This is a genomic window from Bradyrhizobium sp. NBAIM08, from assembly GCF_020193935.1.
In the GTDB taxonomy this organism is placed as follows: Bacteria; Pseudomonadota; Alphaproteobacteria; order Rhizobiales; family Xanthobacteraceae; genus Bradyrhizobium; species Bradyrhizobium yuanmingense.
Genome location: NZ_JADYVR010000188.1, coordinates 1 through 468, shown reverse-complemented (window position 1 = coordinate 468; position 468 = coordinate 1). Strand labels below are relative to the sequence as shown.

General features: G+C 66.9%; 2 protein-coding genes. One reads left to right on the top strand and one right to left on the bottom strand.

The window, feature by feature from the left end; all coding sequences use genetic code 11:
• On the bottom strand, window positions 1–264 hold a 264-nt coding region (locus I6F37_RS39045), incomplete at its 3' end, for an alcohol dehydrogenase catalytic domain-containing protein (RefSeq protein ID WP_225154232.1).
• Window positions 265–282: 18 nt separating this feature from the next.
• On the opposite strand from I6F37_RS39045, the gene I6F37_RS39040 reads away from it, so the two are divergent.
• A partial coding sequence (locus I6F37_RS39040) for a hypothetical protein (RefSeq protein WP_225154231.1) occupies window positions 283–468 on the top strand: 186 nt, incomplete at its 3' end.

Sequence of the window (468 nt, the reverse complement as noted above, 5' to 3'; positions counted from 1 at the left end):
GCTGATCTGGAACGGCACCACCACCCGATCCCCGGGGGCGGAGTTCTGGACCGCGTCGCGGACGGCCAGCACCTCGGCGACGCACTCGTGACCGATCGGGAACGGCTCCTCGAAGGGGATCATCCCGCGCACGATCAGCTGGTCCAGGTCGCATGTCGCCACGGCGAGCGGCCGGACGATGGCCTCGCCGTCGCCCTGGAGCTTCGAGTCAGGCGCGTCGCGCCACTCGATCTGATCCTTCCCCGCGAACGTCAGCGACTTCATCTTCGTAGTGTCCCCCACATGAGCACCTACGAGAAAGTCCGTGACCTGCCCCTCAAGGTCGAGGGCTACGAGCTGGAGGGCCTCGAGTTCGCAGCGCCCGGCTTCGACCGGCTCTCCACCGTCATTCATCTCAAGGGCGACGGCCACGAGGGGATCGGCGAGGACGTCGTCTACGACTCGCTCGACCACATCGCCTTCCAGGAC